We start from the raw sequence: 1,244 nt of genomic DNA on the forward strand, positions 1-1,244 counted from the left end.
GACGATCCACCCGCCGACGTACCCGACGTACCCGATGCACCCGACGACCCACCCGATGACAGACCTGACGAGGCCCCGGACGACGTGCTGGGACCGACGCGCTCGACGACGAGGTAGTACGCCCCGGCCGCCTGGCACATGTACTCGTCGGCGCCGATCTCACGCGAGGCCCAGGCGGTGACGGGGTGGGCGCTGCGCGTGGGGCCGAAGCGGGCGTTCCCGTACGAGCAGCGGTGGGCGTCGACGTCCTCGATGGAGACCCTCAGCCCGTCGGAGGAGACGACGCTCGCCCCTGCTGCGGGTACGGCGGTGCCCGAGACGTACGCGCTGGCGACGGCGTCTAGGTCGAGGCGGTAGTAGAGCTTCTCGCCGGGGCCGATGGCACTGCGGTACGTCCTGCCCGGCGTCAGCCNNNNTAGGAGTACGGCGTCGGCTCGCCGGCCGCCAGGGCGGGAACGGGCTGTGCCATGGTCATGAGCAGGGCCGCTCCCACGGCTGCCGCAGTGCGCCCCCAGACCGTGCGCCGCCCCATCACGCGCCACCCCTCGTCGTAGCCCCGAACGCGCCCATCCTGCCGTTCCCTCCGCACAGATGCGCGCTTTCTCAGGGACGAGCGGCCGAAATCGCGCTCTTGACAGAGCACCGTTTCGCTATTGCAAGCAAATCATTCGCTGCAGTGAATCGCAGACGGTTTCGCGGCCTTCGCACCCCTGGGACGACGGACCCAGGACACACAAAACCCCGGCCGCGAGTACGGCCNNCTCCGTCCACAGATCCTGCTCGGCGCGATCCGCCTGGATCTGGCGGTACACGAGGAGCCCGCCGATGGCGGCCAGTGCGACCAGGAGAAGCTTCTTCACCGCGCGACCTCGTCTTTCTTGACGTAGGGGACCTCTGGCGCCCGACTATACACACCGACCGATATCGATCGGTGACCTGCGTCGGCCCCTCAACTCCCGGCCGGACGACCCCAGTAGAACCGGATGCCGTCGTTCCTATCGCAGGTTCATCGGACCGGTTTCCCGTACGACTTCGCAGCTCCGGGGAACTCTCGCACCCCCTTGCGACCATCCGAGTGGTGTTGATCTGAAGATCGACGCGCCACGGGCGTCGGTCCCCCACTTCGCGGCCCGCATACACATCATGAGGAAAGTACGCAAATCGCCCGACCCGAAAGTGAGGGGCCATGGCCCAGAACAAGGTCATGAAACTGTGGACCACCATCGTCACCGCCTTCCTCGCGC

The 1,244-nt window shown here is 67.4% G+C and carries 2 pseudogenes; both read right to left on the reverse strand.

Features of this window, described 5'->3' with window-relative positions:
* Positions 1 to 412: pseudogene (locus AOK23_RS49155) on the reverse strand (hypothetical protein); the annotation flags it as partial.
* Positions 413 to 761: 349 nt separating this feature from the next.
* Positions 762 to 860, reverse strand: a pseudogene (locus AOK23_RS51285) (DLW-39 family protein); the annotation flags it as partial.
* Between the last annotated feature and the right edge of the window lie 384 nt (positions 861 to 1,244).

Source organism: Streptomyces torulosus, assembly GCF_001419765.1.
Classification (GTDB): domain Bacteria; phylum Actinomycetota; class Actinomycetes; order Streptomycetales; family Streptomycetaceae; genus Streptomyces; species Streptomyces torulosus.